Genomic DNA, 25,218 nt, shown 5'->3' on the forward strand with positions numbered 1-25,218 from the left:
CGCGGGCCACCGCCCGCGGGCCACCGCCCGCGCGCAGCGCGCGCGCAGCGCGCGCCGCCCCGCGCGGAGCGCGGAACGTAAAGGGCGGGTGGGTGGGTGGGTGGGGAAAACCGCCGGTCGGTGGTTAGTCCGCGGCGGCGGATTCGCGCCGCTCCCGCTCTTCCCACTCCGCGATCACATCGATCGGCGCCGGCGCCTTCACCAGGATGATCCACGTGAAGTAGACCGCGACGAGGAACGGCGGGATGCCCAACGCCACCCGCAGCCACCCGAGCTGCGTCGCGTCGCCCCAGAAGTAGATGGGGAAGGTGATCGCCGACTTGGCCAGCAGGATGCCGCCCCAGACGTAGCTGGCCCGCACGTAGGCCCGTTTGCGGCCGGGGTTGCGGGTGCGCCAGGACAGGTTCTCGCGGAAGACCGGGCCGAGGATGAGGCCGAGCAGCGGGACGCCGGCCAGTGCCGTGCCGACGTAGGCCACGCCGAGGCCCAGGGTGTAGAGCATGCCCGGCAGGTAGAAGTTCTTCGCGTCGCCGGAGATCATCGCGAAGACCGCGCCGAAGGCCACCCCGAAGACGCCGCTGAGGGCGTGCTTGAGCGTGTCGCGCTGGAGCAGCCGGGAGACGGCGAGCACCGCGGAGACGCTGAGCGCGGCGACCGCCGAGATGTTGATGGAGCGGGTGATCGTGTAGCTGAGGACGAAGACCAGGCCAGGCACCGTCGTCTCGACCATGCCGCGGACCCCGCCGAACGCCTCGAAGAAGGCGGCGCGGGTGGCCGCCTCGTCCGGGGTCTGGTCGGCGATCTCGGGGCCTTCGGGCCCCGCGGGCCCGGCGGCGCCGGTCTCGGTCCGGCTCTCGGGTCTGCTCACCTGGCTACTCCTGTCCACGCGGTTGCAGCTGGTATCGGGGGTTGAACAGCACCTGCCTGCCGTGCGTCCTGACGATCCGCCCTGAGGCGACGACCGCGCGGCCGGGCTCGATGCCGGCTATCGAACGCCGGCCGAGCCACACCACGTCCAGCGAGGCCGAGCCGTCGTCCAGCTCGGCCTGGAGCGCCGGCATGCCGGCCACCGTGCGTTCGTGCACCGCACGCAGCGTGCCCGCGACCCGCACCACCTCGCGGCCCTTCGGGCCCTCCGCGCAGTCGCGGATCCGGGTGCAGCCCGCGTCCGCGGGCTGCTCGTCGTCGGCGAGGTCGCCGTCGTCGGCGCCCTTGGCCCCCGGCCACTGGAACAGCTTCCACCGCCTCCGGGAGGAACGGCCTTCCGCACTCATACCCTCAGCGTAACTTGAAGGCTCCCCGTCTGAAGGCAGGGGAATCCCGCCCGGTCTCGCGGCTGTGCGCCGCTGACGCGCCGCCTTCAGGCGTACCTGGGGATTCCAGGCTCAGGCCGCCTCGGGAGGCGGCACCTCCCGAGGTCTTACGCCCTCAGCACCTGCCGGGTTCCAACCTGCCCGGACGAGCATCACGCGGGCGGAGTTCTTGTCCCGTGGGCTCACGGTTCCGCATGCGATGCAGGTGTAGGTGCGCTCACCCAGCGGCATGCGGTGCTTGGCTCTCGCTCCGCAGTGCGCGCAGTCCGTCGTGGTGTGCGCGGGATGTACCAGGCGGACGTCGCGCCCGTGCTTGCGGCCCATCTCGATCAGAGCTGTCCTGGTAGCACCGATGGCGGCGTCAGCGGCCTTCTCGGCCATGGTGGTCTTCGCCAGAAACCTGGGCCGGAAGTCCTCCACCGCGATCCCTTCGTGATCGCGGACGACGCGCTTGGCCCACTTGCGGCCGGTGTCCTGCCGCTGGCATGCGACCTTCTTGCGCAGCTTGGCGACCCGCCGCTTCGCGGCCCGGTAGCCCTTCGTCTGGGGCTTTCCCTTGGGGCGTTGGTCGTCGCTGGTGGTGGTCGCGGTCTCCTTCACACCCCAGTCGATGCCGATCACCCGACCCGTGGCGGGCAGGGGGTCGGCCTGGGCGGGGACGACGAACGAGCAGAACCATGCCTCGGCGCTGTCCTGATACACCCGAACGGAGGACGGGACGGCGGGCAGCTCCCGCGACCACACCACCGTCAGAACGATGCCCCCCGCCAAGTGCAGGCGACCGTCCTTCAGCCGGAAACCCCGCTTGGTGTAGTCAAGGGTCGGGCGGGCATGACGCTTCCCCTTCCAGCGCGGCATCCCAGCCCGCCGCCGCATCGGCAGCCGTTCCCGAATGTCTTTCTGCGCCTTGGCACGGGACTTACCGAAGTCCCGGATGATCTGCTGCCGCGGAACCGAACTGCCTTCCCGCAGCCACCGCGTTACCGTGCGGGCCTGGGTCAGCACCTTGTCGAGCTGCGCCGGACCACACGTCAGTCTCTCGCCGGTGGCCTGGTTGTGCAGGTGGGTGGCTCTGGACTTGGCGACGGATTCATTCCAGATCCAGCGACACCGGGCCCACTCGGCTTCGAGCAGGCGCAGCGCGGTGGACGACACGCGACACCGGAAGGTGTACCGGGCGCGCCCGGCCTCCTCGGCCATCGCTGGAATCGTCATGACGCCACTCATAGCATCGCGATCCTTCCCCTTCCACGCCGCCTGACGACCTGCGGGACCGACGTGACCGCCCCCACGACCGGGGACCCGCGACCTACCAACTCCGAGATCCCACACCCGCCGTAGGCAGCTCACGGCACTACCGGGGTGAACGCCGAATCGCCCGGCGACGATGGGGCCACCTCTGCCCCGCTACGCGAAAAGCAGGATTCCGCAGGCCTGATGGCCGGGAGATTTCTCTGATCGCCAGGCGATCGGCCCACGCCTCAGCGCTCGAAGCGGTATCCCATGCCGGGTTCGGTGATCAGGTGGCGCGGCGCGGACGGGTCCGTCTCCAGCTTCCGCCGCAGCTGGGCCATGTAGACCCGCAGGTAGTTCGTCTCGGTGCCGTATGAGGGACCCCACACCTCCTGAAGCAGCTGCTTCTGGCTGACCAGCCGGCCGGTGTTGCGGATCAGCACCTCGAGCAGGTGCCACTCGGTCGGGGTGAGCCGGACGTCCTTGCCCTGCCGGTGGACCTTCTTGGCGGCCAGGTCGACCGTGAAGTCGACCGTCTCCACGGTGGGCTCCTCGTCGCCCACGCCGCTGGGCTCGGCGCGCCGCACGGCGGCCCGCAGCCTGGCGAGCAGCTCGTCCATGCCGAAGGGCTTGGTGACGTAGTCGTCGGCGCCGGCGTCCAGGGCCTCCACCTTCTCGTCCGAGGTGTGCCTGGCGGAGAGGACGATGATCGGCACCCGGGTCCAGCCCCGGATGCCGGTGATGACGTCGACGCCGTCCATGTCGGGCAGCCCGAGGTCGAGGATGATCACGTCCGGGTGCCGTTCGGCGGCCAGCCGCAGTGCCTCGGTGCCGTCCTCCGCGGTGTCGACCTCGTACTTCCTGGCCTTGAGGTTGATCACGAGCGCGCGCAGGATCTGGGGTTCGTCATCGACTACGAGCACCCGATGCATGGGTCGCCCTCTCTTCTACTTCTACTGTTTCCGCTGGTCCTGCTGGTCCTGCTGCCTCGGCCGGTTCCGCCAGACGGGCGGCGGGGAGCGTGATCACCATGGTCAGCCCGCCGCCCGGGGTGTCCTCGGCGTCCAACGTGCCGTGCATCGCCTCGGCGAAGCCGCGGGCGACGGCCAGGCCGAGGCCGACGCCGTTGCCGCGCGGGGTGTCGCCGTACCGCTGGAACGGCTCGAAGATCCGTGCCTTCTCGGTGTCGGGGACGCCGGGCCCCCGGTCCACGACCCGCAGCTCGACGCGGTTGCCGAGGCTGCTCGCGCGCACCAGCACCGGCCGGTCGGAGGGGCCGTACTTGACCGCGTTCTCCACGATGTTGGCGACGATCCGCTCCAGCAGCCCCGGGTCGGCGGCGACGAACGGCAGCGACTCGGGGATGTCCAGGTCGACGGAACCCTCCGGGACGCCGCCAAGGGCCCCCGGCACCACCTCGTCCAGGTCCATCTCGCGGATCAGCGGCTCGACCGTGCCGGTCTGGAGCCGGGACATGTCGAGCAGGTTGCCCACCAGCTGGTCGAGCCGGTCGGCGCCCTGTTCGATGCTCTCCAGCAGGTCGGCCTCGTCCTCCTCCGACCAGGCCACGTCGTCCGAGCGGAGGCTGGAGACGCTGGCCTTGATGGCGGCGAGCGGGGTGCGCAGATCGTGCGAGACGGCGGCCAGCAGGGCGGTGCGGATGCGGTTGCCCTCGGCGAGCTTGTGGGCGCGGTGCGCCTCGGACTTGAGCCGCTGGCGGTCGAGGACGGCGGCGGCGTGCGCGGCGAACGCGGTGAGGACGCGGCGGTCCTCGGCCGGCAGCTTCCGGCCGGAGAGGGCCAGCATGGCGTGGTCGCCGACCGGCACGTCCACGTCGGCGTCCTCGGGGGCGAGCAGGGGGCGGCCCGCGTGGTCGGGTACGGAGACGCTGCCCACGCACGTCCAGTGGCGGCGGTCGGGGTCGCTCTCCAGCAGCGCGGCGATGTCCATGCCGAAGGTCTCCCTGGCCCGCTCGAGCAGGGCGCCCAGGGTGTCCTCGCCGCGCAGCACGCTGCCGGCGAGCAGCGTCAGCGTCTCGGACTCGGCGCGCAGCCTGGCGGCCTGCTGGGTGCGGCGCGCCGAACGGTCGACGACGGTGGCCACGGCCACCGCGATGGCGAAGAAGACGACGATCGCCACGATGTTGTGTCCCTCGGCCACCGACCACTGGTGGATGGGGCGGGCGAAGTAGAAGTTCAGCAGCACCGAGCCGAAGGCCGCCGAGACGAGCCCCGGGTAGAGGCCGCCGACGAGGGCGGCCATCACGGTCAGGGAGAGGAAGAGCAGCACGTCGCTGGCGAACTCGGCGCCAGGCGAGGGCACGGCGAGCAGCACGGTCAGCAGCAGCGGGCCGAGCACGCCGATCAGCCAGCCGGCGAGGGTCCGTGAGCGGCCGAGCGTCGCGCCGCGGGCCGAGGGGAGGCCGCGGCCCTTGGCGACCTCGTCGTGGGTGACGATGTGCACGTCGATGTCGGGGCCCGACTCGCGGGCGACGGTGGCGCCGACGCCGGGGCCGAAGACGTACTGCCAGGACTTGCGGCGGCTGGAGCCGAGCACGATCTGGTTGGCGTTGACGCCGCGGGCGAAGTCGAGCAGGGCCGCCGGCACCTCGTCGCCTATGACGTGGTGGAACGTGCCGCCGAGCTGTTCGACGAGGGTGCGCTGGGAGGCCAGTTCGCGCGGCGAGGCGGAGGTGAGCCCGTCGGCCCTGGAGATGTAGACGGCCATGATCTCGCTGCCCGAGCTCTTGGCGGCCATCCGGGCGGCGCGGCGGATCAGGGTGGAGCCCTCGGGGCCGCCGGTGAGGCCGACGACCAGCCGCTCGCGGGCGTGCCAGGTGGACGTTATGCCCTGCTCGTCGCGGTAGCGGCGCAGGTAGGCGTCGACCCGGTCGGCGGTCCACAGCAGGGCGAGCTCGCGCAGCGCGGTCAGGTTGCCCGGGCGGAAGTAGTGCGAGAGGGCCGCGTCGACCTTGTCGGGGGCGTAGATGTTGCCGTGGGCCATCCGGCGGCGCAGCGCCTCGGGGGCCATGTCGACCAGCTCGATCTGGTCGGCGCGGCGCACCACCGCGTCCGGCACGGTCTCGCGCTGTCGGACGCCGGTGATCGACTCGACGACGTCGCCGAGTGACTCGAGGTGCTGGATGTTGACGGTGGAGATCACGTCGATGCCGGCGTCGAGCAGCTCCTCGATGTCCTGCCAGCGCTTCTCGTTGCGGCCGCCTGGCACGTTGGTGTGGGCCAGCTCGTCGACCAGGGCGACCTTGGGGCGGCGGCGCAGCACGGCGTCCGTGTCCATCTCGCCGAAGACGCCGTCCCGGTAGCCGATCTCCTGCCTCGGCACCTGCTCGAGGCCGTGGAGCAGCACCTGGGTGCGGGGCCGCTCGTGGTGTTCGACGAGCGCCACGACCAGGTCGGTGCCACGCTCGACGCGGCGGTGGGCCTCGGAGAGCATCGCGTAGGTCTTGCCCACCCCCGGGGCCGCGCCGAGATAGATGCGTAGTTTGCCGCGGCGTGCCATGGCTCCCATCGTCGCACCTCGCCGACGAAGTGCCAGGTGGTCGCGGAGAACCGGGGCGTCAGGGTCCCGTATGAATCGACGCCGGAGAAGGGGTGGCCGCAAGGGCGCCACGAGGGGGGGCATAGTTTTCCCCATTCCGGCCCCTGCCGGGTGCCAGGACCGATACGGTGACCGTCCGAATCCACGACATCGCACACAGTCGAGGTGAGTCCGATCAGCGCGTCGTCGTCCCCCACTCCGTCCGGCCTTCCGCTCAGCGCCTGGCTCGGTCGGCTGCCAGCGGACCGGCTGCGGGCCCTGCTCGTCGCCCGGCCCGACACGCTCAAGCCCTACGCCCCGAACGACCTCGGCGAGCTGGCCGCCCGGCTCCTCGACAAGGCGTCGGTGGCCCGCGCCATGTCCCGGCTGCCGCGGCGGTGCCTGCAGGCCGCCGAGGCGCTGGCCGCGCTGGGCGCCATAGGTCGGGGGGTGGCGCGGGAACGTCTCGCCGGGCTGCTGCGCGGCGGCACGGCCGAGGGGGCGCGCGGCCTCGACCTGGCGCTGACCGAGCTGACCGGCTACGGGCTTGCCTGGCAGGACGAGGGCGGGCACTGGCAGCTGGCGGAGCCGGTGGCGGCGACCTGGCCGGCGCCGCTCGGCCTCGGCCCCGGGCTCGTCGAGCTGCTCGGCGAGAAGACCACGGACGAGCTGTGCGGGATGGTCGACGCGCTGGGCATCACGCCGCCCGACACCCGGCAGCGCCGGCTCGACGTGCTGCGGGACCACCACACCGACCCGGAGCGGGTGCGGGCCGTGGTGGCGGCGGCGCCCCCGGCCTCGCGCGAGCTGCTGCTCCAGCACAGCAGGGCGGTGCTGACGGAGCCGGTGCCCGGCTCGCTGCCGGGACTGCGGTGGGCGCTCGACCGCGGCCTGCTGCTGCGGGCCCGCTACGGGCAGGTGCCGGCCCATCTGCCGGCCGAGGTGGCCCTGATCCTGCGCGGCCCAGGCTGGCGGGCGCCGTTCGACGCCGTGCCGCCGGCGCCCCCGCTGGTGGCGGTCCCGGCCGAGGCGGTGGGCCAGGAGGCGTCGGCCGCCGCGTACGCGTTCCTCGACCGGGCGGCGGCGGTGCTCGCCGAGTGCGCGGCCCGGCCGCCCGAGCGGCGGAAGAGCGGCGGCGTCGGCCCGCGCGAGCTGCTGCGGCTCGGCAGGGCGGCGCACTGCGAGGAGCCCGACGTCCGGCTCGCTCTCGAACTGGGCCGCGCGGCTGGCCTGTTGTGCCGGGACGAGGACCGGTTCCCGGCCACCGCCGCGTACGACGCGTGGCTGGCCGGCGAGCCCGGGCAGCGCGCCGCCGCGCTGCTGCGCGCCTGGCGCTCGGTGCCGGCGACCCCGACCAGGACCCGGGACCGCGAGGGCAGGACGCTGCCCGCGCTCCTCGAACTCCCGCCGCGCCGGGACGTCCCGATCGCCCGCCGCACGCTGCTCAACGCCGCGTCCCGGCTGCCGGCCGGGCAGGGCGCCGCGTCGCCTGAGGCGTTGGCCGCCCTGGTGGCCTGGCACCGGCCGCTGGCCGCCCGCCTCGACGAGGACGCCCCGCCGTTCACGACGCTGCTGGCCGAGGCGACGCGGATCGGGGTGCTGGCGCACGGCGCGTTGACGCCGCTGGGCGCGGCCCTGCTCGGCGCCGAGGACGAGGAGTTGGTGGCGGCCGCGCGGCGGCTGCTGCCGGCCGCCACCGAGCGGGCCAGGATCGGCGGCGACCTGACGGCCGTGGTGGCCGGGGCCCCCTCGGCCCGCCTGGAGAAGACCCTGGAAGCGGTGGCCGACCGGGAGTCGCGGGGCGCCGCCTCGGTCTGGCGGTTCACCGCAGGCAGCATCCGGCGCGGCCTGGACGCGGGCGACAGCGCGGAGTCGATCGAGGCCGAGCTGGTGGCGATCAACGGCGGCCGGCTCCCCCAGCCGCTGCACTACCTGATCCGCGACACGGCGCGCCGCCACGGCCAACTCCGGGTGGTCTCGCCCGCCTGCGTCATCCACGCGCCCGAGCCGGCGCTGCTCACCGAGATCATCTACCACCGCAAGCTTGCCCCCCTCGGTCTGCGTCAGCTGGCCCCCACGGTGCTCGTCAGCCGCACCCCGGCCCCCGAGACGCTGGCCGCGCTGCGCACGGCCGGCTACGCGCCGGTCACCGAGGCGGTGGACGGCCTGGTCCAGGTGGAGCGCACCGAACGGCCCCAGGCCACGCCGGCTCCCGCCCGCCGGGGCCCGCTGCCAGGCCAGCGCGGCTACGCGGCCTCGGTCGGCCGGCCGGAGCCGGCCAGGATCGAACGGGTGGTGGCGCAGCTGCTGGTCACGGAGCGGCGGTCCCAGGAGTTCCTCTCCCTGGCCGCGCCCCAGCTCTCGCCTGACTCGGTCCGCCAGCTGGCCCGCGGCGTCGACCGCGGCGAGCGGGTGCTCTTGGAGTATCCCCATGAGGAGGACGGGGTCCGCCGCTGCCCGATGAACGAGCTGACGCTCGACCCACCGGAGGTGATGTACGGCTGGTGCCAAGCGCACCGCCGCGACCACGACTTCACGCTGGCCCGCCTCATCAGCGCGTCCGCGTACGTCCCGTAACTCCTTCGGGTGCGCCGTCACGACCGGCACCCGAACGATTACCGTTCGCTCGTACGATCCGCCACGGAGGTGGTCATGATGGCGGATCCCTATTCCTCACCCCGGACCTTCTACGGCGCCGAGTTGAAACGACTACGCGAGGACGCGGAGTTGACCCAGGACGAGTTGGGCCACAAGGCGTTCTGCTCCGGCTCGTACATCGGCCAGTTCGAGGCGGCGTTCCGGCGGCCGCAGACGGACTTCTCGGTCAAGTTCGACGAGATCTTCGGCACCGCCGAGCACTTCCAGCGGCTCTGCCGGCTCGCCCACGAGTCCGAGAAGCACCCGGACTACTTCGTCCACGCGGCCGAGTTGGAGAAGGTGGCGAAGACGATCAGCGAGTACGCCCCGACGCTGGTGCCGGGGCTGCTCCAAACCGAGTCGTACGCGCGGGCCCTGACCAGGGCGACGCTGCCGCTCGCACCGGACGAGGAGGTGGAGAAGCACGTGCGCAACCGCCTGGAGCGGCAGAAGCTCCTGCACCGGGAGAAGGCACCGGAGTTCTGGGCAGTGCTGTACGAGGCAGCGCTGCGCGTCCCGTTCGGTGGCCCGGACGCGATGGCCGACCAGCTCGCCCACATCGTGGAGTTGGCCCGAACCCGACGCATCCGGGTTCAGGTGCTCCCCTTCAGTTCCGCGACGGATGCCCTGATGGGCAACATGCTCTCCTTGATGACCTTCGCCGAGGAACCGCCCGTCGCGTACTCGGAGGGGGCACACACCGGTCAACTCATCGAAGACCTTGAACTGGTGGAGCGCTATCGACATTCATACGATCTCATCAGGGCTGCCGCGCTGTCGCCGACGGCGTCCCTGACCCTGTTGGAGTCGGCGGCGGAGGACCTCACAACCTGATGAGCAACGTCACTTGGCGCAAGTCGTCCTACAGCAACGGAGAGGGAGGCAGCTGCCTTGAGGTCGCCGACGACCACCCCGGGATCGTGCCCGTCCGGGACAGCAAGAACCCCACCGGTCCCGTCCTCACCATCCCGGGAGGCGGCTGGAGTGCCTTTGTCGACAGCATCAAGGCCGCCCAGACATAGGAACCGCGTCCACGGGCGCCACTGTCAGGAATAGGCGCAGCACTCCAGCATGTCGTCGCCGAAGTGCCGCCGCAGAACGTCCCGGAGCGGCCCTTCGGGGCGGCTCGGGCCGCGCTTCGTGTAGGTGGCGAAGACGCTCTGCACGTGGTGCTCGGTGTAGATGATGGGCTCGACACCAGGGATCGGTCCACCCCCGTCCGGGTCCATGAAATCAGGGTTGTCTCGCTCGTCCCATATCGTCGCCGGTTCGGCCAATGCATAGGCGGCGACGTCCGGATTGCTCAATCCCTCGTATGCCTCGGCGACCTGGGGGTTGTCGAAGTCGAGCCCGGTGAAGTAGACGGCGATGTCTCCGCGGTCGGCCGGCAACGCGGTGAGCGCGGCGGCCACTTCGGTGGCGACGGAGCCGAACGCCTCGACGGTCATGACCACGCCGTCCGACTCCATGGTCGTGCCCACCAGGTCGGTGTGCGGGGCCGTGCAGCAAGGGCCGCGTAGCTCGTTCCCGAGAGCCAACGGGGTGGCCGCGCCGAGCTTCCCCGTCACCAGGGCCCATCGGGGCTCCACGACGCGCTCGTCGAGGAGATCGACGCACAACCGCGCCAATCGCGCAGGGGACATCGGGACCGGCTTCGTGGTCGTAACCCACATGTGTTCCCAAACCCCCACGGGTAACCTCGCTTCGTTGGGCGGCCGGCCACAAGCGATCATATGACCACTTGCGGCGACCGACGCCGAACTGCTACCCCGCCAACTCCCGCAGGGCCAGGTTCAGTTCGAGCACATTCACCCGTTCCGCGCCCAGGAAGCCCAGGTCGCGGCCCTCCGTGTGGTCGGCGACCAGCCGCTCGACCTCCGCGACCGGGAGCCCGTTGGCCTCGGCCACCCGCGCCACCTGGATCTCCGCGTAGGCCGGCGAGATGTGCGGGTCGATGGCCGAGGCGGAGCCCGTCACCGCGTCCGCCGGCACCGCCGACTCCGCGACGCCGTTGAACGCGGCGACCGCCGCCCGCGTCTCCTCGACCGTCGCGAGCAGCGTCGGGTCGCTCGCGCCCAGCTGACTGGACCCCGTCGCCGTCGGGTCGTAGCCGCTGTGGGAGGGCCGCGGCTGGAACCAGCGCGGGTCGGGGTCGCCGTTGGCGTCGTTCCAGGTCTGGCCGATCAGCGACGAGCCGACGTCCCGCCCGTCGGCCAGGACCGGCGAGCCGTCGGCCTGGTGGCCGAACGCGGCCTGCGCCACGCCCGTCACGGCCAGCGGGTACAGCACGCCGGTGATCACGGTCAGCACGAGCAGCGCCCGGAAGGCGGCCCAGACCGTTCGCAGGGGGGTTCTGAGGTTCATGTGCGAGTTCACCCGATCCCGGGGAGCAGGGAGACGACGAGGTCGATGGCCTTGATGCCGACGAACGGCGCGACCAGTCCGCCGAGGCCGAAGATGCCGAGGTTGCGGCTGAGGAGCTGGTCGGCGCCCATCGGCCGGTAGGCGACGCCGCGCAGGGCGAGCGGCACCAGCGCGACCACGATCAGCGCGTTGAAGACGACGGCCGACAGGATCGCCGACTCGGGCGAGGACAGCCGCATGATGTTGAGCCCGTCCAGGCCCGGGTAGGCGACGGCGAACATCGCCGGGATGATCGCGAAGTACTTGGCGATGTCGTTGGCGATCGAGAAGGTGGTCAACGCGCCGCAGGTGATCAGCAGTTGCTTGCCGATCTGGACGATGTCGATCAGCTTCGTCGGGTCGGAGTCCAGGTCCACCATGTTCCCGGCCTCCTTGGCGGCCGAGGTGCCGGTGTTCATGGCGACGCCCACGTCGGCCTGGGCCAGCGCCGGGGCGTCGTTGGTGCCGTCGCCGGTCATCGCGACCAGCCGGCCGCCGGCCTGCTCCCGCTTGATGAGGGCCATCTTGTCCTCGGGGGTGGCCTCGGCGAGGTAGTCGTCGACGCCGGCCTCGGCCGCGATGGCCTTGGCGGTCCTGGCGTTGTCGCCGGTGATCATCACCGTCCTGATGCCCATGGCCCGCAGCTGCTCGAAGCGCTCGCGCAGGCCCTCCTTGACGACGTCCTTGAGGTGGACGACGCCGAGGACCCGGGGCCCGTCGGCGACCAGCAGCGGGGTGCCGCCGCCGGCGCTGATGGACTCGACCGCGCCCAGGGTGGCGTCGGTGACCGTGCCGCCGAGTTCGACGACCCAGCCGGTGACGGCGCCGACCGCGCCCTTGCGGATCCGGCGGTCGCCGGTGTCGACGCCGGACATCCGGGTCTGGGCGGTGAACGGGATCCAGTCGGCGTCGGCCACGCCGTCGCGGTCGCGCGCCGGCCGCCCGTACTCGGTCACCGCCAGGGCGACGATCGAGCGGCCCTCGGGCGTCTCGTCGGCCAGCGACGAGAGCTGGGCGGCCTCGGCCAGCTCCGCCGCCGTCACCCCGGCGGCCGGCAGGAGCGCGGTGGCCCGCCGGTTGCCGTGGGTGATGGTGCCGGTCTTGTCGAGCAGCAGCGTCGAGACGTCGCCGGCCGCCTCCACGGCCCGGCCCGAGGTGGCGAGGACGTTGCGCTGCACCAGGCGGTCCATGCCGGCGATGCCGATCGCGGAGAGCAGCGCGCCGATGGTGGTGGGGATGAGGCAGACCAGCAGCGCGGTCAGCACGACGAGCGACTGCTCGGCGCCGGCGTGGACGGCGAACGGCTGGAGGGTGACGACGGCCAGCAGGAAGACGATGGTGAGGCTGGCCAGCAGGATGTTGAGGGCGATCTCGTTGGGGGTCTTCTGCCGGGCCGCGCCCTCGACGAGGGCGATCATCCGGTCCAGGAAGGTCTCGCCCGGCTTGGTGCTGATCCGGACGGTGATCCGGTCGGAGAGCACCCGGGTGCCGCCAGTGACGGCCGAGCGGTCGCCGCCGGACTCGCGGATGACGGGCGCGGACTCGCCGGTGATGGCGGACTCGTCGACCGAGGCGACGCCCTCGATCACGTCGCCGTCGCCGGGGATCACGTCGCCGGCCTCGCAGACCACCAGGTCGCCGACGCCGAGCGCGGTGCCTGGCACCCGCTCCTCCACGGAGTGCGGGCCGGTGAGGCGCCGGGCGACGGTGTCGGTGCGGGCGGCGCGCAGCGAGGCCGCCTGGGCGCGGCCGCGGCCCTCGGCGACGGCCTCGGCCAGGTTGGCGAAGAGCACAGTCAGCCAGAGCCAGCAGGCGATCGCCCAGCCGAAGGCGTCCGTGGGGTCGCTGACGGCCAGCACGGTGGTGAGCACCGAGCCGATCAGCACCACGAACATCACGGGCGACCTGACCATGGTGCGCGGGTCGAGCTTGCGGACGGCGCTGGGCAGCGAGGACCACAGCAGCCGGGGGTCGAAGCCGCCTCGGGAGACGCGGGCCGGCTGACCGGCCCCGTGGTGGTCCCGGGCGTCGGCCTCGGGGCGGACGGGGGTGGTGGTGCTCATGAGGCGCCTCCTTCCAGAGACAGACCTTCGGCGAGCGGGCCGAGTGAGAGGGCGGGGAAGAACGTCAGCCCCGCCACGACGACGGCGGTGGCCACCAGCAGGCCGCTGAAGAGCGGCCGGTGGGTGCCGAGGGTGCCGACGGTCACCGGGACGCGGCGCTGCTGGGCGAGCGAGCCGGCCAGCGCCAGGACGAACACCATGGGCAGGAACCTGCCGAGCAGCATGCAGACGCCGAGGGTGGTGTTGAAGAAGTCGGTGTTGGCGACCAGGCCCGCGAAGGCGCTGCCGTTGTTGTTGGCGGCCGAGGCGTAGGCGTAGAGGACCTCGGAGAAGCCGTGGGGACCGATGTTGGTCATCGACTCCTCGCCGTCCCCGAAGCCCATGGCCAGGGCGGTGCCGATCAGCGTGAGGGCCGGGGAGACGAGGATGGCGCAGGCGGCGAGCTTGATCTCGCGGGTGCCGATCTTCTTGCCCAGGTACTCGGGGGTGCGGCCGACCATCAGGCCGGCGACGAACACGGCGATCACGGCCATGATCAACATGCCGTAGAGGCCGGATCCGACGCCGCCTGGGGCGATCTCACCGAGCACCATGCCGAAGATCAACACGCCGCCCGAGAGCCCCTGGAAGGAGTCGTGGAAGGAGTTGACGGAGCCGGTCGAGGTCATCGTGGTGGAGACCGCGAACAGCGAGGAGCCGCCGATGCCGAAGCGTTGCTCCTTGCCCTCCATGCCGCCGCCGGCCGCCTGCGAGGCGGAGCCTGGCGCGTGGTGCTCGACGAGGGTGACGGCGATGACGCCGGCCAGCCAGATCACGCCCATCGCGGCGACGACGGCGTAGCCCTGGCGGACGCTGCCGACCATCCGGCCGAAGGTGCGGGGCATCGAGAACGGGATCACCAGCAGCAGGAAGATCTCCAGCAGGTTGCTGATGCCGTCGGGGTTCTCGAAGGGATGGGCGGAGTTGGCGTTGTAGAAGCCGCCGCCGTTGGTGCCCAGGTTCTTGATCGCCTCCTGGGAGGCGACGGGGCCGCCGGTGAGGTGCTGGGTGGCGCCGGTGACGGTGGTGACGTCGTGGCCGCCGGAGAAGTTCTGGATGGCGCCGAGCGCGACCAGCACGATCGCGGCGAGCACGGAGATCGGCAGCAGGATGCGGATGGTGCCGCGCACCAGGTCGGTCCAGAAGTTGCCGAGTTCACCGGTGCGGAACCGGGCGAAGCCGCGTACCAGGGCGACGGCGACGGCCATGCCGACCGCGGCCGACACGAAGTTCTGCACGGCGAGACCGCCGGCCTGCGCCAGATGGCCCATGGCGGATTCGCCGGAGTACGACTGCCAGTTGGTGTTGGAGACGAAGGAGACGGCCGTGTTGAACGCCTGGTCGGCCGGGATGGCGGCGAAGCCGAGCGACAGCGGCAGCAGGTCCTGCACCCGCAGCAGCAGGTAGAGGAAGAGCACGCCGACCGCGGAGAAGGCGAGCACGGACCGCAGGTAGGTGGGCCAGCGCATCTCGGCGTCGGGGTCGGCGCCGACGCAGCGGTAGATCAGCCGTTCGACGCGCAGGTGCTTCCTGGACGAGTAGACGGCGGCCATGTAGTCGCCGAGGGGCCGGTGCACCAGGACCAGGGCCACGACGAGGGCGGATATCTGGAGCACGTCGGCGAGAGGGGTACTCATGGTCGGCGGCCCTCAGAATCTCTCGGGGAAGAGCAGGGCCAGGACCAGGTAGCCGAGGAGGCCGGCGGCCACGCACAGACCGACGATGTTCTCGGCGCTCACAGCTTCCCCACCCCATGGGCGGAGAGGGCCACCAGCGCGAATCCCGCGAGGATGACCAGGACGAAGACCAGGTCGGCCATCGGTTGCTCCCGAACGAGTGGGCAATCACTTACTCGCCCAGGGAACCTCTGTTCGTGCCGCATGCGGCGTTCGTTGACGGCACCCTGATAGCCGGTGGGGCGCCGTTGACGTGGTTCCTACGCGCTGGCCCCGGTCTAGCCACCTTCGTCCGGATTGCCGCCGGGGCCACGATCCTCAGGGGGCTCCCGGTGCTCCCGGTCCCCGCGGTGTTCGTCGCTCTGGATCCGGCGGCGCCGGCGCAGCAGGATGGTGAGATCGGTCGCGGCGGCCAGGGTGAGGACGGCGCAGCCCACGGTGAGCGCGATCAGCGGGCCACGGCCCGGACCTGAGTGCGCCCCGGAGACCGCCAGCCAGATGGCGAAGGCGATCGTGCCGGCGGCGAAGAGCGGGGTGAAGATCGCGGACAACAGGATCCGCAGCCGGATGTCGCTGTACGCGGTGAGTGGCTCGGTGCCGGTCCGCTCGAAGCGGTGCCGTCCGCTACCTCTGCTCATGGCGGGGCCTCCCGTGACGGAGAGCCCCGAGTACCCCGCCGGGACGCCCACCACACCCCGCGCCGAACCGACCGCACCGACCGGGCCGCCGCGTGGCGACGGCCCGACGGGGGTCGGAAGGTACTAGGGCCTGTCTTTTGGATCTTCGTGGATCAGGCCTTGGCTCCCCCAGGCCTGGCGGCCTGGGAGGTACCCCCAGATGCGGTGCATCGTAAGGCGCCGGATCGCAGCTCATACTTGGCCGTATTCGCGCGCGGCGCCTAACATGCCGCTCCGCGGCGTGGGGTAACGCAGCGAGGTGCCGTAGCTGGCGTCGCGGCCCCACGAAGATCCGGAAGACAGGCTCTAGCGGACCTCGGAGATCTCCGGGCCGCGACGCAGCTTGTCGAGGCCGCCGGCGAACCGGGAGACCTGCGCGCCGTCCGCGGCGGCCTGCTCCTGCTTCACGCCGTCCGGCACCATCTGCGCGTCCTGCGGCAGCTTGAGGACGATCGGGTCCCTGGGGGCCATCGGGCCCTCGCCGCGGACCACCACGGTGTCCCTGAAGATCTGCTCGAGCACGCCGGCCGCCTGCGGCTGGACCGCGCCCTGGCCGGAGATCACGCCGCGCAGGAACCAGCGGGGGCCGTCGACGCCGACGAACCGCACGACCTGCATGCCGCGCTTGCCGTCCGGCAGCTGGACCGGCACCCGGGCGCGCAGCTCCCAGCCGAGCGGGCCCTCGATCTCCTCGATCACGCCGCCCTGCTGGGTGATGCCCGAGGCGATCTCCTCGCGCACCTCGCCCCAGATGCCCTCGCGCTTGGGGGCGGCGAACGCCTGGAGCTGCACCGCGCTGTCCTTGAGCACCACGGTGGCGGCGACGATCGCGTCTCCCGCGACCTCCACCCGCAGCTCCATGCCCTGCACGCCTGGCACGAAGATGCCGCCGAGGTCGACCCGGCCCTCGGAGGGCTTGGTGACCTCGCTCATGTCCCACGGACCGTCGGGTCGGGGCGCCGGCTCCAGCCTGACCCGGCGCACCTCCTCCTCGTCGGGAGCCTCATCGGCGGTGGCCTCGGTGGGCTCGACCGCCTCCGCCGCCTCGGCCGGCTCCTCGTTCCGCTTGCGACGACGTCCGAACACGTCAGAGTCCTTTCCGATCGGCGCTCCCGCCGGGGCCGACCGCAGCGTAGGGGGGGTTCCGCAGGTCGGCATGGCCTCCCGTGGAGCCGAAACCCCCCGTGGCGCGCGCCGACCCCGGCAGCTCCGTGACCTCGTGAAAACGCACCGCCGCCACCTGCTGGACGACAAGCTGGGCGATCCGGTCGAACGGCTGGAACCGCACCGTTTCGCGCGGATCCAGATTGATCACGATGACCTTGATCTCTCCACGGTACCCGGCATCGATGGTGCCTGGCGCGTTGACCATGGACACCCCGCAGCGGGCGGCGAGCCCGGAGCGTGGGTGCACGAACGCCGCGTAACCGTCGGGGAGCGCGATGGCCACCCCCGTGGGCAGCACCGCGCGCTCCCCCGGCGCCAGCTCGGCGGCCTGGGTGGTCACCAGGTCGACCCCGGCGTCCCCCGGGTGCGCCCGGGAGGGGACGGGGACCGCCGGATCGATCCGCCGCAGCGGCACGTCCAGCGCGAAGGGGTTTACAGGCTCGGCGCTCACGATGCAGACCCTACCGCCGCTGACGGCCCGTGGGGGCGAGCCTGCCATGCTTGGGCCATGAAGCCGTACGACGAGCGACTGACCGTGCCCAGGACGTGGTGGCTGATGGCTCTGCTCGGGGTGGTGCTGCTGGCCTTCGCGCTGCTTCCGCTGGGCACCGTGCCGGTGCTGTGCGGCCTGGCCGCGGGCGGGGCCCTGTCCGGGGTGGCGCTGAGCGCCTACGGCTCGGCCCGGATCCGGGTGGTCGCCGGCTCGCTGGTCGCGGGCGAGGCCCGGATCCCGCTCACCGCCCTGGGCGAAGCCCGGGCGCTCGACGCCGACGAGGCGCGCGCCTGGCGCACCCATCGTGCGGATGCCCGGGCCCATATGCTGCTGCGCGCCTACATCCCGACGGCCGTCCGGGTCGAGGTGACGGATCCGGATGATCCGACTCCGTATCTCTATCTCTCCACCCGGCGCCCCGACCGCCTGACCGCGGCGCTCAGCGCCCGCCCGGACCCGACCTGAGGCCACGCCCGGGCCGGCGCTCATGCCGCGCAGTCGCGGCAGATCGGCTGACCGTCCTTCTCCTTCGCCAGCTGCGACCGGTGGTGCACGAGGAAGCAGCTCATGCAGGTGAACTCGTCAGCCTGCCGAGGCAGCACTCGGACGGAAAGCTCCTCGTTCGAGAGGTCGGCGCCGGGCAGTTCCAGGCCCTCCGCCTGCTCGAACTCGTCGACGTCGACGGTGGACGCCGACTTGTCGTTCCGCCGGGCCTTCAGCTCCTCGATGCTGTCCTCGTTGACATCGTCATCGGTCTTGCGTGGAGTGTCGTAGTCGGTTGCCATTTCGTTCTCCCCCTCCGGGTGTCTGTGGTATCTCCAGCGCACGTAACGCGCGGGGGGTCGGACTTTGTGCCCGACCCGAGGCGGAGATTTTGCCTCACATCAAGTGCTGTTACTCAATCGACACCCAACCGAACGCCTGAAGAGGTGATCATCCCGGCTGCCGATCGGGCCGTTAACCGGTCAAAAACCCACCCACGGCCGTGTGGCGCCGACCCTGGGGGGCGCCGCTATGCGATTGATCACATCTCCTTCTTTCCCGCTGCGAGGGCCGATCAGACCGGGATGGCGACCCTCATCACCAGGCCGCCCTGCTCCCGCGGCTCGGCCCGCACATAGCCGCCGTGCGCCCGCGCCACGGAGCGGACGATCGACAGCCCGAGACCGACGCCCTTGTCGCTGCCCGTGCGCTCGGTACGCAGCCGACGGAAAGGCTCGAACATATTATCGACCTCGTACGCCGGCACGACCGGACCCGTATTCTCCACCACCAGCACCGCCTGTCCTGGCCTGGCCTCCGTGTCGACCCGAACCCAGCCGCCCTCCGGCACGTTGTACCGCACGGCGTTCTGCACCAGGTTCAGCGCGATCCGCTCGAGCAGCACGCCGTTGCCCTGGACGAGGACCGGCCGGCGGACGCCGCGCAGCTCCACGCCGCGCTGCTGCCCCTCGGCCCGCACCTGCTCCACCGCCTGCCCGGCCACCTCGGCCAGGTCGACCGGCTTGCGGTCCACGATCTCGTTCTCGCTGCGGGCCAGTAGCAGCAGGCCCTCCACCAGCTGCTCGCTGCGCTCGTTCGTCGCCAGCAGCGTCTTGCCGAGCTGGGTCAGCTCGGGGGTGGCGTCCGGGTCGGAGAGCTGCACCTCGAGCAGCGTGCGGTTGATCGCCAGCGGGGTGCGCAGCTCGTGCGAGGCGTTGGCGACGAAGCGCTGCTGCGCGGTGAACGCGCGGTCGAGGCGGTCGAGCATCTCGTCGAAGGTGTCGGCCAGCTCCTTGAACTCGTCGTCCGGGCCGTCGAGTTCGATCCTGCGGTGCAGGTCGGAGCCGGCCACCTGGCGGGCGGTGCGGGTGATCCGGCCGAGCGGCGAGAGCACCCGGCCGGCCATCACGTAGCCGAAGGCGAAGGCGGCCACCGCGAGCCCGAGCAGCGCGAGCAGCGAGCTGCGCAGCAGCTGGTCGAGGGCTATGGCGCGCTGCCGGTCCACGCAGTCGGAGAGCCAGTCCTCGAACTCCCCCTTGGAGACGGGGCCCGACAGCTCGGGGCAAACGCCCGAGGTGGTGCGCAGGTTGGTGTCGGTCTCGAAGACGAAGGGCATCGCGTTGCCCTTGTGCAGGGCCTGGGCGGCCAGCAGGTAGATGATCGTCAGCAGCACCACGCCGGCGATCAGGAACATCCCGCCGTAGAGCAGGGTGAGGCGGATCCGGATGGTCGGCCGGAACCAGCCCTGCGGCCGGTCGGCGTCCCGCGGGTCCCAGTGGGGCTTGGGCGGCGCGTCCGGCATCAGCGGCGGCGGCCGGCGCCCGGCGGCCGGGGGGCTCGGCGGGCTCTGTGGCCTCGGCGGCGGCGAGGCGGAGGACTGCGGCATGGCTCAGATCCGGTATCCGGCGCCGGGCACGGTGGTGATCACCGGCGGGTCGCCCAGCTTGCGGCGGAGCGTCATCACGGTGACCCGGACCACGTTGGTGAACGGGTCGGTGTTCTCGTCCCACGCCTTCTCCAGCAGCTGCTCGGCCGAGACGACCGTGCCCTCGCCGCGCATCAGCACCTCGAGCACGGCGAACTCCTTCGGCGCGAGATGGATCTGCCGATCCTCCCTGAACACCTCGCGGCGGTTCGGGTCGAGCCGGATGCCGGAGCGCTCCAGAACGGGCGGCAGCGGCGCCGTGGCGCGCCGCCCGAGGGCCCGCACCCTGGCGATCAGCTCGCTGAACGCGAACGGCTTGGGCAGGTAGTCGTCGGCGCCGATCTCCAGGCCCTCCACGCGGTCGCTGACGTCCCCCGAGGCCGTCAGCATCAACACCCTGGTGGGCTTGCCGAGCCGGACGATGTGCCGGCAGACGTCGTCCCCGTGGACCAGTGGCAGGTCGCGGTCGAGGACGACCACGTCGTAGTCGTTCAGGTCGACGCGCTCGGTCGCCGCCGCCCCGTCGTAGACCACGTCCACCGCCATGGCCTGGCGGCGCAGCCCGACGGCCACCGTGTCCGCGAGCAACTGCTCGTCCTCCACGACGAGTACGCGCACGTCCCGATCCTCTTCTCGTGAGATCCCCTGGGTGGCGGGCGGCCCTCGACGCGGGGCCCTCCCGGCGACCGCCGGGAGGCTCGTGGGCCCACCCCACCGTCCATCCTGCACCCACCACCCATAAACCACTGGTAAACGCAGGGTGCGGACCCGTGGCCCCGAATTTCGCGGCCGGTGAGGTTTCCGGTCCTGGTGGGCCGGGGAGGAACAGCGACACACCCCGCGACCACCACCCCCCGGCCCCCCGCCGGGCGGTGCCCCCCGCCGGCGGCAAGCCGCCAGTGCTGCCGACCGACGAGGAACCCCTGTGGCCGCACCCACCCCTGGCACTCCCCGGTGCCGACGATCGAAGACGAGGGGGCGCACCTTGGACGCGTTCACCGCTGGAATCCTGCAGCGAATCGAGAACACCCAGTCCGATCTGCACCGCGCTCGCGAAGCCGGAGATCTGTTCACGATGGACGTGGAGCAGGCTGAGCTGGACGACCTGCACCGCCTGGCCGCCGAATACGGCGTGGAGGTCGGCGCCAGGAGCGCCTGATCTCCCTCCCCACGCGCGCCCGACCGGGCGCCGACGACCGTTCCAGTGGCTGAGCGCCCCCGGGGCCTCCCGGGGGCGCTCAGTCACGTGTGGGGGCGCCCCAGGGCCCCTGGGGCGCCCCTCAGTCGTGCCAGGCGCCCAGCTCGTCCAGGAGCGGCTGGAGCGCCGCGAAGACGCCAGGGCTGGCCGCGACGGTGAGGTCTCCGTCGGGCGGGCTCCCTGGCCGGCCGCCGGTGCGGGCGCCGGCCTCGCGGGCGATCAGGTCGCCGGCGGCCAGGTCCCAGGGGTGGAGGCCGCGCTCGTAGAAGCCGTCGAGCCGGCCGCCCGCCACGTCGCAGAGGTCGATGGCGGCCGAACCTGAGCGCCTGATGTCCCGCACCCGCGGGATCAGCCGCTGGGCGACGGCCGCCTGGGCGGTGCGCACCGCGGCGACGTAGTTGAAGCCGGTGCCGATCAGCGCCTGGTCGAGCGGCGGCGCGGCGCGGACCCGCAGCGGCTCGGGTGCCCGGCCGGCCACCAGGCGCTCGGCTCCGCCGCCGCGCACGGCCCGGTAGGTCTCGCCGCGCATCGGGACGGCCACCGCGGCGGCCAGCGTCTCGCCCTCGGCCTCGGCGGCGATGGAGACGGCCCACTGCGGCAGGCCGTAGAGGTAGTTGACGGTGCCGTCGAGCGGGTCGATGACCCAGCGCACCCCGCTGTCGCCGCCGGTGACGCCGCCCTCCTCGCCGAGGAAGGCGTCGTGCGGGCGCCGCTCGGCCAGGAAGCCGGTGATCAGCTTCTCGGCGGCGATGTCCATCTCGGTGACGACGTCGATCGGGCTCGACTTGGTCGCGGCGACGCCGAGGTCGGCGGGGCGGCCCTCGCGCAGCAGCCGACCGGCCCTGTCGGCCGCCTCCTCGGCGAGCGCGAGCAGGGTGGTGGCCAGCTCGCCGGTGGCGGCCTGCGGTCCTTCGGACACGGTGTGGGACTCCTTGTCGGTCCTCGTCGGGCGGTGTCGGGCGATCTTCCGGGGGGCTCCCCGGCTCAGGCGTAGGGGCTGTCCGCCCCCGCGGCGGCCGGGCGGACGACCCGGCCGGCGCAGCAGCCCACCGGGCAGACGTCGTGGCTGGGGCCGAGCGCGCCCAGGGCGCGGCGGGTCGGGGACTCCCCGCGCTCGGTGGCGGCGCGCTCGAGCACCAGGTCGCGGACGGCCGCGACGAAGGCCGGCGCGGCGCCCACGGTGGCGGAGCGCACCGCCGGCAGGCCGAGCTCCCGCGCGGCGGCCAGGGCCTCCGTGTCGAGGTCGTAAAGGACCTCCATGTGGTCGGAGACGAAGCCGATCGGCACCATGACGACGGCCGGGGCGCCCTTGCCGTGCAGGTCCTTCAGGTGGTCCACGACGTCGGGCTCGAGCCACGGGATGTGGGGGGCACCGCTGCGGGACTGGTAGACCAGCTCCCAGGGGCGCTCGACGCCGGTCTCCTCGCGGACCGCGTCCGCGATGAAGCGGGCCGCGTCCAGGTGCTCTGCGACGTAGGCGCCGCCGGCGCCGTGGCCGGCCGGCGGGCCCGAGACGTCGGCCGCCGCGTCCGGGATGGAGTGCGTGGTGAAGGCCAGGTGGGCGCAGGCCCGCACCTCCTCGGGCAGCTCGGCGAGCGCCGCGAGCACCCCCTCGGTCATGGTGCGCAGGAAGCCCGGGTGGTTGTAGTAGAGCCGCAGCTTGTCCACCCGGGGCAGCGGCAGCCCCTCGTCCGCCAGGGTGGCCAGCGCGCCGGCCAGGTCCTCGCGGTACTGGCGGCAGCCGGAGTAGGACGCGTAGGCGCTGGTGGCCAGCGTGAGCACCCGGCGGCGGCCGTCGCGGACCATCTCCCGCAGGGTGTCGGTCACATAGGGCGCCCAGTTGCGGTTGCCCCAGTAGACCGGCAGGTCGACGCCGTGCTCGGCGAAGTCGGCGCGGAGCGCGGCGAGCAGCGTGCGGTTCTGCTCGTTGATCGGGCTGACCCCGCCGAAGAGGCGGTAGTGCGCCCCGACCTCCTCGAGCCGCTCGCGCGGGATGCCCCGGCCCGCGGTGACGTTCTCCAGGAACGGGATGACGTCGTCCGGGCCCTCGGGCCCGCCGAAGGAGAGCAGCAGGAGTGCGTCGTAGGGCTGGGGGCTGATCGCGCGGTCCATGCCTGTGATCCTGCCACCGCGGTCTACGGCGTCGCACCGCCGGTGGCCCCGTCCTCCAGCGTCGTCGGGCTCTCCGAAGGCTCTGGCGCCTCGGGCGTCGGGGACGGCGCGGACGGCGTGGGGGTGGGGCTCGGCGTGGCGTCGCCCTGCCCGGTCTCCTCGCCGGCCCCTTCGTCGGCCGGTGGGTCGGTCTCCTCGGTGGGTTCCTCGCTCGGCTCCCCGGTCGACGGTTCCGGGGCGGGCTCGGTCGCCTCGTCCGGCTGCCGGTCGGTCGACTCGTCGGTGGGCTCGGGGCTCGGCTCACCCCCGTCGTCGGCCGGCCGCTGTCCTTCGCCTTCGCCCTCCCCGCCGCCGCCCGTGAGGATCCGGCCGACGGAGGTGCCGGCCCGGTCGTCGCCGTGCCACCAGCCGGAGAGCGAGCTGCCACCGGCCAGTTCGAGCCCGGTGACGGCGGCCATCGCCAGCGCGAAGACGGCGCCGGCCGCCGCCACCGTGCGGCGGAGCGTGCGACGGGGCCGGGTGGGGGGCGGCGGAGCGGGTGGCGGCGGGGCGTGCGGTGGCGGGTCCTCCGGGGCGCCGGGGCGCCCGCGCAACCTGTCGAACAGGTGCTGGAAAACGGCGCCACCCGCGGTGGCGACCACGCTCATCACACCGGCGCCGATCACCGTGCCGAACACGCCGAGCCCGGAGGCGAGCACCGCGCCCGCCACGGCGGCCGCCGCGCTCGCCGCGACCTGCGGAACCGTCAGTTCGATCCGGCCACGCCTCCGTTCCTCCCGCTCCCCACCTGAACTCTTTACCCGAGGTTCCACCGTTCGCCTCAATCCACACACTCTTCGCATCGTGCCCACGGAGAAGACATGCGGAGGCGGGAGGATAGTTCCGATTTCGGCGTTTCTGTGAGCCTTGCCACCCAAAGGAGCGGGAGTTCCGCGTGTCAACTCCCTTGCCCCGGGACAACTTCCACGGCGCCACACCCCACCCAGGTGGCCCTAATGGAGTAGTGTGACCACACCTGGCCTTAGCCGTCTCATGTCCCGTGCGAAACACGGCGCCCGCGCCGGTCACAGCGCGTGGCAAAGTGGTGACTGTGCCATAGCGGCGGCTCAAGTCCATGGCCCGACACGCCGGGCAAGTCGGCAAGGTTGTGGCAGGCTGCACCCGGGCAGGTCACACTCGTCCAGCGGGAGCAGCGACGTACGTGACGTCGGCAGGCACCACCGGGAGGTCCTCGTGCCCGAACTGCGTGTCGTGGCCGTGAGCAATGACGGCACACGTCTGGTACTCAAGGCTGCCGACAACACGGAATACACCCTTCCGATCGACGAACGGCTGCGCGCCGCGGTGCGCAACGACCGGGCCAGGCTCGGCCAGATCGAGATCGAGGTCGAGAACCACCTGCGTCCGCGCGACATCCAGGCGCGGATACGAGCCGGCGCCACCGCCGAGGAGGTCGCGCAGTTCGCCGGCATCCCGGTCGACCGGGTGCGGCGGTTCGAGGGCCCGGTGCTCGCCGAGCGCGCGTTCATGGCGGAGCGGGCCCGCAAGACGCCGGTCCGCCGTCCCGGCGAGGCCTCGGGGCCCCAGCTCGGCGAGGCCGTCGCCGACCGGCTGCTGCTACGCGGCGCCGACAAGGACGCGGTCCGGTGGGACTCCTGGCGGCGGGACGACGGCACCTGGGAGGTGCTGCTCGTCTACCGGGTCGCCGGCGAGACCCACTCGGCGAGCTGGATGTTCGACCCGCCGCGCCGCCTGGTGCAGGCCGTGGACGACGAGGCGCGGGCGCTGCTCGGCGAGACCGACGACACGCCCGAGCCGAGCACGCCGTTCGTGCCGCGCATCGCCCGGCTGCCCCGCGAGGGCGACCGGGGGCCCGGCCGGCTGGCCCCGGCGAGCGACGAGACGGACTCGCTGACCAGCCTGCTGGAGGCGGTGCCGAGCTTCCGCGGCGACCTGGTGGTGCCCGAGCCAGCCGCCGCCACCCCGTCGCCCACCGTCGAGGAGCTGGACGAGGAGGAGCCGCCGGCCGAGGCCCCGCCCGGCCGCGGCCCCGCGGCGCCGGCGGCCAGCGCCGGCTCGACCTACGCGGACGTCCTGATGCCGCGCTCGGTAGGCGGCCACCGCGAGCGGCTCACCGGCCAGACCGACCGGCAGGCCGAGGCGGACGGCGTCCGCCCCGGCCGGCGCGCCGCGGTGCCCAGTTGGGACGAGATCGTCTTCGGCACCCGCCGCAAGAAGAAGGAGTAGCCGGCGGCCCGCCGGC

The 25,218-nt window shown here is 72.5% G+C and carries 25 protein-coding genes; 6 read left to right on the plus strand and 19 right to left on the minus strand.

Annotated elements, in window-relative coordinates; translation table 11 throughout:
• Positions 1 to 124: 124 nt before the first annotated feature.
• From ACYVPE_RS13615 to ACYVPE_RS13635, 5 genes are all read right to left on the minus strand, one after another.
• Entirely contained in the window at positions 125 to 868 is a 744-nt protein-coding gene (locus tag ACYVPE_RS13615) for a DUF3159 domain-containing protein (protein ID WP_461033801.1), read from the minus strand.
• A 4-nt stretch (positions 869 to 872) separates the two neighbouring features.
• Entirely contained in the window at positions 873 to 1,274 is a 402-nt protein-coding gene (locus ACYVPE_RS13620) for an OB-fold nucleic acid binding domain-containing protein (protein ID WP_461033802.1), read from the minus strand.
• A gap of 111 nt (positions 1,275 to 1,385) precedes the next feature.
• Positions 1,386 to 2,528, minus strand: coding sequence for an RNA-guided endonuclease InsQ/TnpB family protein (locus ACYVPE_RS13625; protein WP_461033803.1), 1,143 nt, complete (start codon positions 2,526 to 2,528; stop codon positions 1,386 to 1,388).
• 266 nt (positions 2,529 to 2,794) lie between these two features.
• Positions 2,795 to 3,478, minus strand: coding sequence for a response regulator (locus tag ACYVPE_RS13630; RefSeq protein ID WP_461033804.1), 684 nt, complete (start codon positions 3,476 to 3,478; stop codon positions 2,795 to 2,797).
• The gene (locus tag ACYVPE_RS13635; protein ID WP_461033805.1) at positions 3,453 to 6,065 is read right to left on the minus strand and encodes an ATP-binding protein; all 2,613 of its coding nucleotides are present in this window, start codon (positions 6,063 to 6,065) and stop codon (positions 3,453 to 3,455) included. The genes ACYVPE_RS13630 and ACYVPE_RS13635 overlap by 26 nt, the downstream gene beginning before the upstream one ends.
• A 204-nt stretch (positions 6,066 to 6,269) precedes the next feature.
• Here ACYVPE_RS13635 and ACYVPE_RS13640 point away from each other — a divergent pair, with 204 nt between their 5' ends.
• The 3 genes from ACYVPE_RS13640 (at position 6,270) to ACYVPE_RS13650 (ending at position 9,742) form a co-directional block, all read left to right on the plus strand.
• Complete coding sequence (locus tag ACYVPE_RS13640; RefSeq protein ID WP_461033806.1) at positions 6,270 to 8,660, plus strand: helicase-associated domain-containing protein; 2,391 nt, start codon at positions 6,270 to 6,272, stop codon at positions 8,658 to 8,660.
• Between the two features lie 78 nt (positions 8,661 to 8,738).
• Positions 8,739 to 9,554 carry a helix-turn-helix domain-containing protein gene (locus ACYVPE_RS13645; protein ID WP_461033807.1) on the plus strand — a complete coding sequence of 272 codons (816 nt, stop codon included), beginning with the start codon at positions 8,739 to 8,741 and terminating at the stop codon, positions 9,552 to 9,554.
• Positions 9,554 to 9,742, plus strand: coding sequence for a DUF397 domain-containing protein (locus tag ACYVPE_RS13650; protein ID WP_461033808.1), 189 nt, complete (start codon positions 9,554 to 9,556; stop codon positions 9,740 to 9,742). The genes ACYVPE_RS13645 and ACYVPE_RS13650 overlap by 1 nt, the downstream gene beginning before the upstream one ends.
• 24 nt (positions 9,743 to 9,766) lie before the next feature.
• Here the strand turns inward: ACYVPE_RS13650 and ACYVPE_RS13655 are convergent, their stop codons facing one another.
• From ACYVPE_RS13655 to dut, 8 genes are all read right to left on the minus strand, one after another.
• Positions 9,767 to 10,363 (minus strand): hypothetical protein, encoded by a 597-nt coding sequence (locus ACYVPE_RS13655; RefSeq protein ID WP_461033809.1) that lies wholly within the window; start codon positions 10,361 to 10,363, stop codon positions 9,767 to 9,769.
• 121 nt (positions 10,364 to 10,484) lie between these two features.
• A complete protein-coding gene (gene kdpC / locus ACYVPE_RS13660) occupies positions 10,485 to 11,084 on the minus strand; it encodes a potassium-transporting ATPase subunit KdpC (protein WP_461033810.1) in 600 nt (199 codons plus the stop codon).
• Between the two features lie 8 nt (positions 11,085 to 11,092).
• A complete protein-coding gene (gene kdpB / locus ACYVPE_RS13665) occupies positions 11,093 to 13,186 on the minus strand; it encodes a potassium-transporting ATPase subunit KdpB (protein WP_461033811.1) in 2,094 nt (697 codons plus the stop codon).
• Complete coding sequence (gene kdpA / locus ACYVPE_RS13670; protein ID WP_461033812.1) at positions 13,183 to 14,862, minus strand: potassium-transporting ATPase subunit KdpA; 1,680 nt, start codon at positions 14,860 to 14,862, stop codon at positions 13,183 to 13,185. The genes kdpB and kdpA overlap by 4 nt, the downstream gene beginning before the upstream one ends.
• A gap of 12 nt (positions 14,863 to 14,874) precedes the next feature.
• Entirely contained in the window at positions 14,875 to 14,964 is a 90-nt protein-coding gene (gene kdpF / locus ACYVPE_RS13675) for a K(+)-transporting ATPase subunit F (protein WP_311604384.1), read from the minus strand.
• Positions 14,965 to 15,179: 215 nt separating this feature from the next.
• Positions 15,180 to 15,539: a DUF6343 family protein gene (locus ACYVPE_RS13680; protein WP_461033813.1), complete on the minus strand. Its 360-nt coding sequence runs from the start codon at positions 15,537 to 15,539 to the stop codon at positions 15,180 to 15,182.
• Between the two features lie 345 nt (positions 15,540 to 15,884).
• Positions 15,885 to 16,664, minus strand: a complete 780-nt coding sequence (locus tag ACYVPE_RS13685) for a DUF3710 domain-containing protein (protein ID WP_461033814.1) — start codon at positions 16,662 to 16,664, stop codon at positions 15,885 to 15,887.
• A 1-nt stretch (position 16,665) separates the two neighbouring features.
• A complete protein-coding gene (dut, locus tag ACYVPE_RS13690; protein ID WP_461033864.1) occupies positions 16,666 to 17,166 on the minus strand; it encodes a dUTP diphosphatase in 501 nt (166 codons plus the stop codon).
• Between the two features lie 87 nt (positions 17,167 to 17,253).
• Between dut and ACYVPE_RS13695 the strand changes: the two genes are divergently transcribed.
• Positions 17,254 to 17,703: a DUF3093 domain-containing protein gene (locus ACYVPE_RS13695; RefSeq protein ID WP_461033815.1), complete on the plus strand. Its 450-nt coding sequence runs from the start codon at positions 17,254 to 17,256 to the stop codon at positions 17,701 to 17,703.
• A gap of 20 nt (positions 17,704 to 17,723) precedes the next feature.
• Here ACYVPE_RS13695 and ACYVPE_RS13700 read toward each other — a convergent pair whose 3' ends face one another.
• The 3 genes from ACYVPE_RS13700 to ACYVPE_RS13710 all read right to left on the minus strand — a co-directional run bounded on the left by ACYVPE_RS13700 (position 17,724) and on the right by ACYVPE_RS13710 (position 20,263).
• Positions 17,724 to 18,023, minus strand: a complete 300-nt coding sequence (locus ACYVPE_RS13700) for a DUF4193 domain-containing protein (protein ID WP_052851347.1) — start codon at positions 18,021 to 18,023, stop codon at positions 17,724 to 17,726.
• A gap of 272 nt (positions 18,024 to 18,295) precedes the next feature.
• Positions 18,296 to 19,522, minus strand: coding sequence for a sensor histidine kinase (locus ACYVPE_RS13705; RefSeq protein WP_461033865.1), 1,227 nt, complete (start codon positions 19,520 to 19,522; stop codon positions 18,296 to 18,298).
• Between the two features lie 87 nt (positions 19,523 to 19,609).
• A complete protein-coding gene (locus ACYVPE_RS13710) occupies positions 19,610 to 20,263 on the minus strand; it encodes a response regulator transcription factor (protein WP_461033816.1) in 654 nt (217 codons plus the stop codon).
• A gap of 367 nt (positions 20,264 to 20,630) precedes the next feature.
• Here ACYVPE_RS13710 and ACYVPE_RS13715 point away from each other — a divergent pair, with 367 nt between their 5' ends.
• Positions 20,631 to 20,804, plus strand: coding sequence for a hypothetical protein (locus ACYVPE_RS13715; RefSeq protein WP_311604375.1), 174 nt, complete (start codon positions 20,631 to 20,633; stop codon positions 20,802 to 20,804).
• 121 nt (positions 20,805 to 20,925) lie between these two features.
• On the opposite strand, the gene ACYVPE_RS13720 is transcribed toward ACYVPE_RS13715, so the two are convergent.
• From ACYVPE_RS13720 to ACYVPE_RS13730, 3 genes are all read right to left on the minus strand, one after another.
• Positions 20,926 to 21,762 carry an inositol monophosphatase family protein gene (locus ACYVPE_RS13720; protein ID WP_461033817.1) on the minus strand — a complete coding sequence of 279 codons (837 nt, stop codon included), beginning with the start codon at positions 21,760 to 21,762 and terminating at the stop codon, positions 20,926 to 20,928.
• Positions 21,763 to 21,827: 65 nt separating this feature from the next.
• Positions 21,828 to 22,955, minus strand: a complete 1,128-nt coding sequence (locus ACYVPE_RS13725; RefSeq protein WP_461033818.1) for a ferrochelatase — start codon at positions 22,953 to 22,955, stop codon at positions 21,828 to 21,830.
• A 23-nt stretch (positions 22,956 to 22,978) separates the two neighbouring features.
• The gene (locus tag ACYVPE_RS13730) at positions 22,979 to 23,767 is read right to left on the minus strand and encodes a hypothetical protein (RefSeq protein WP_461033819.1); all 789 of its coding nucleotides are present in this window, start codon (positions 23,765 to 23,767) and stop codon (positions 22,979 to 22,981) included.
• Positions 23,768 to 24,188: 421 nt separating this feature from the next.
• On the opposite strand from ACYVPE_RS13730, the gene sepH reads away from it, so the two are divergent.
• Positions 24,189 to 25,202, plus strand: coding sequence for a septation protein SepH (gene sepH, locus ACYVPE_RS13735; RefSeq protein ID WP_461033820.1), 1,014 nt, complete (start codon positions 24,189 to 24,191; stop codon positions 25,200 to 25,202).
• The last annotated feature ends 16 nt before the right edge of the window (positions 25,203 to 25,218 follow it).

Source organism: Streptomyces mayteni, from assembly GCF_054783955.1.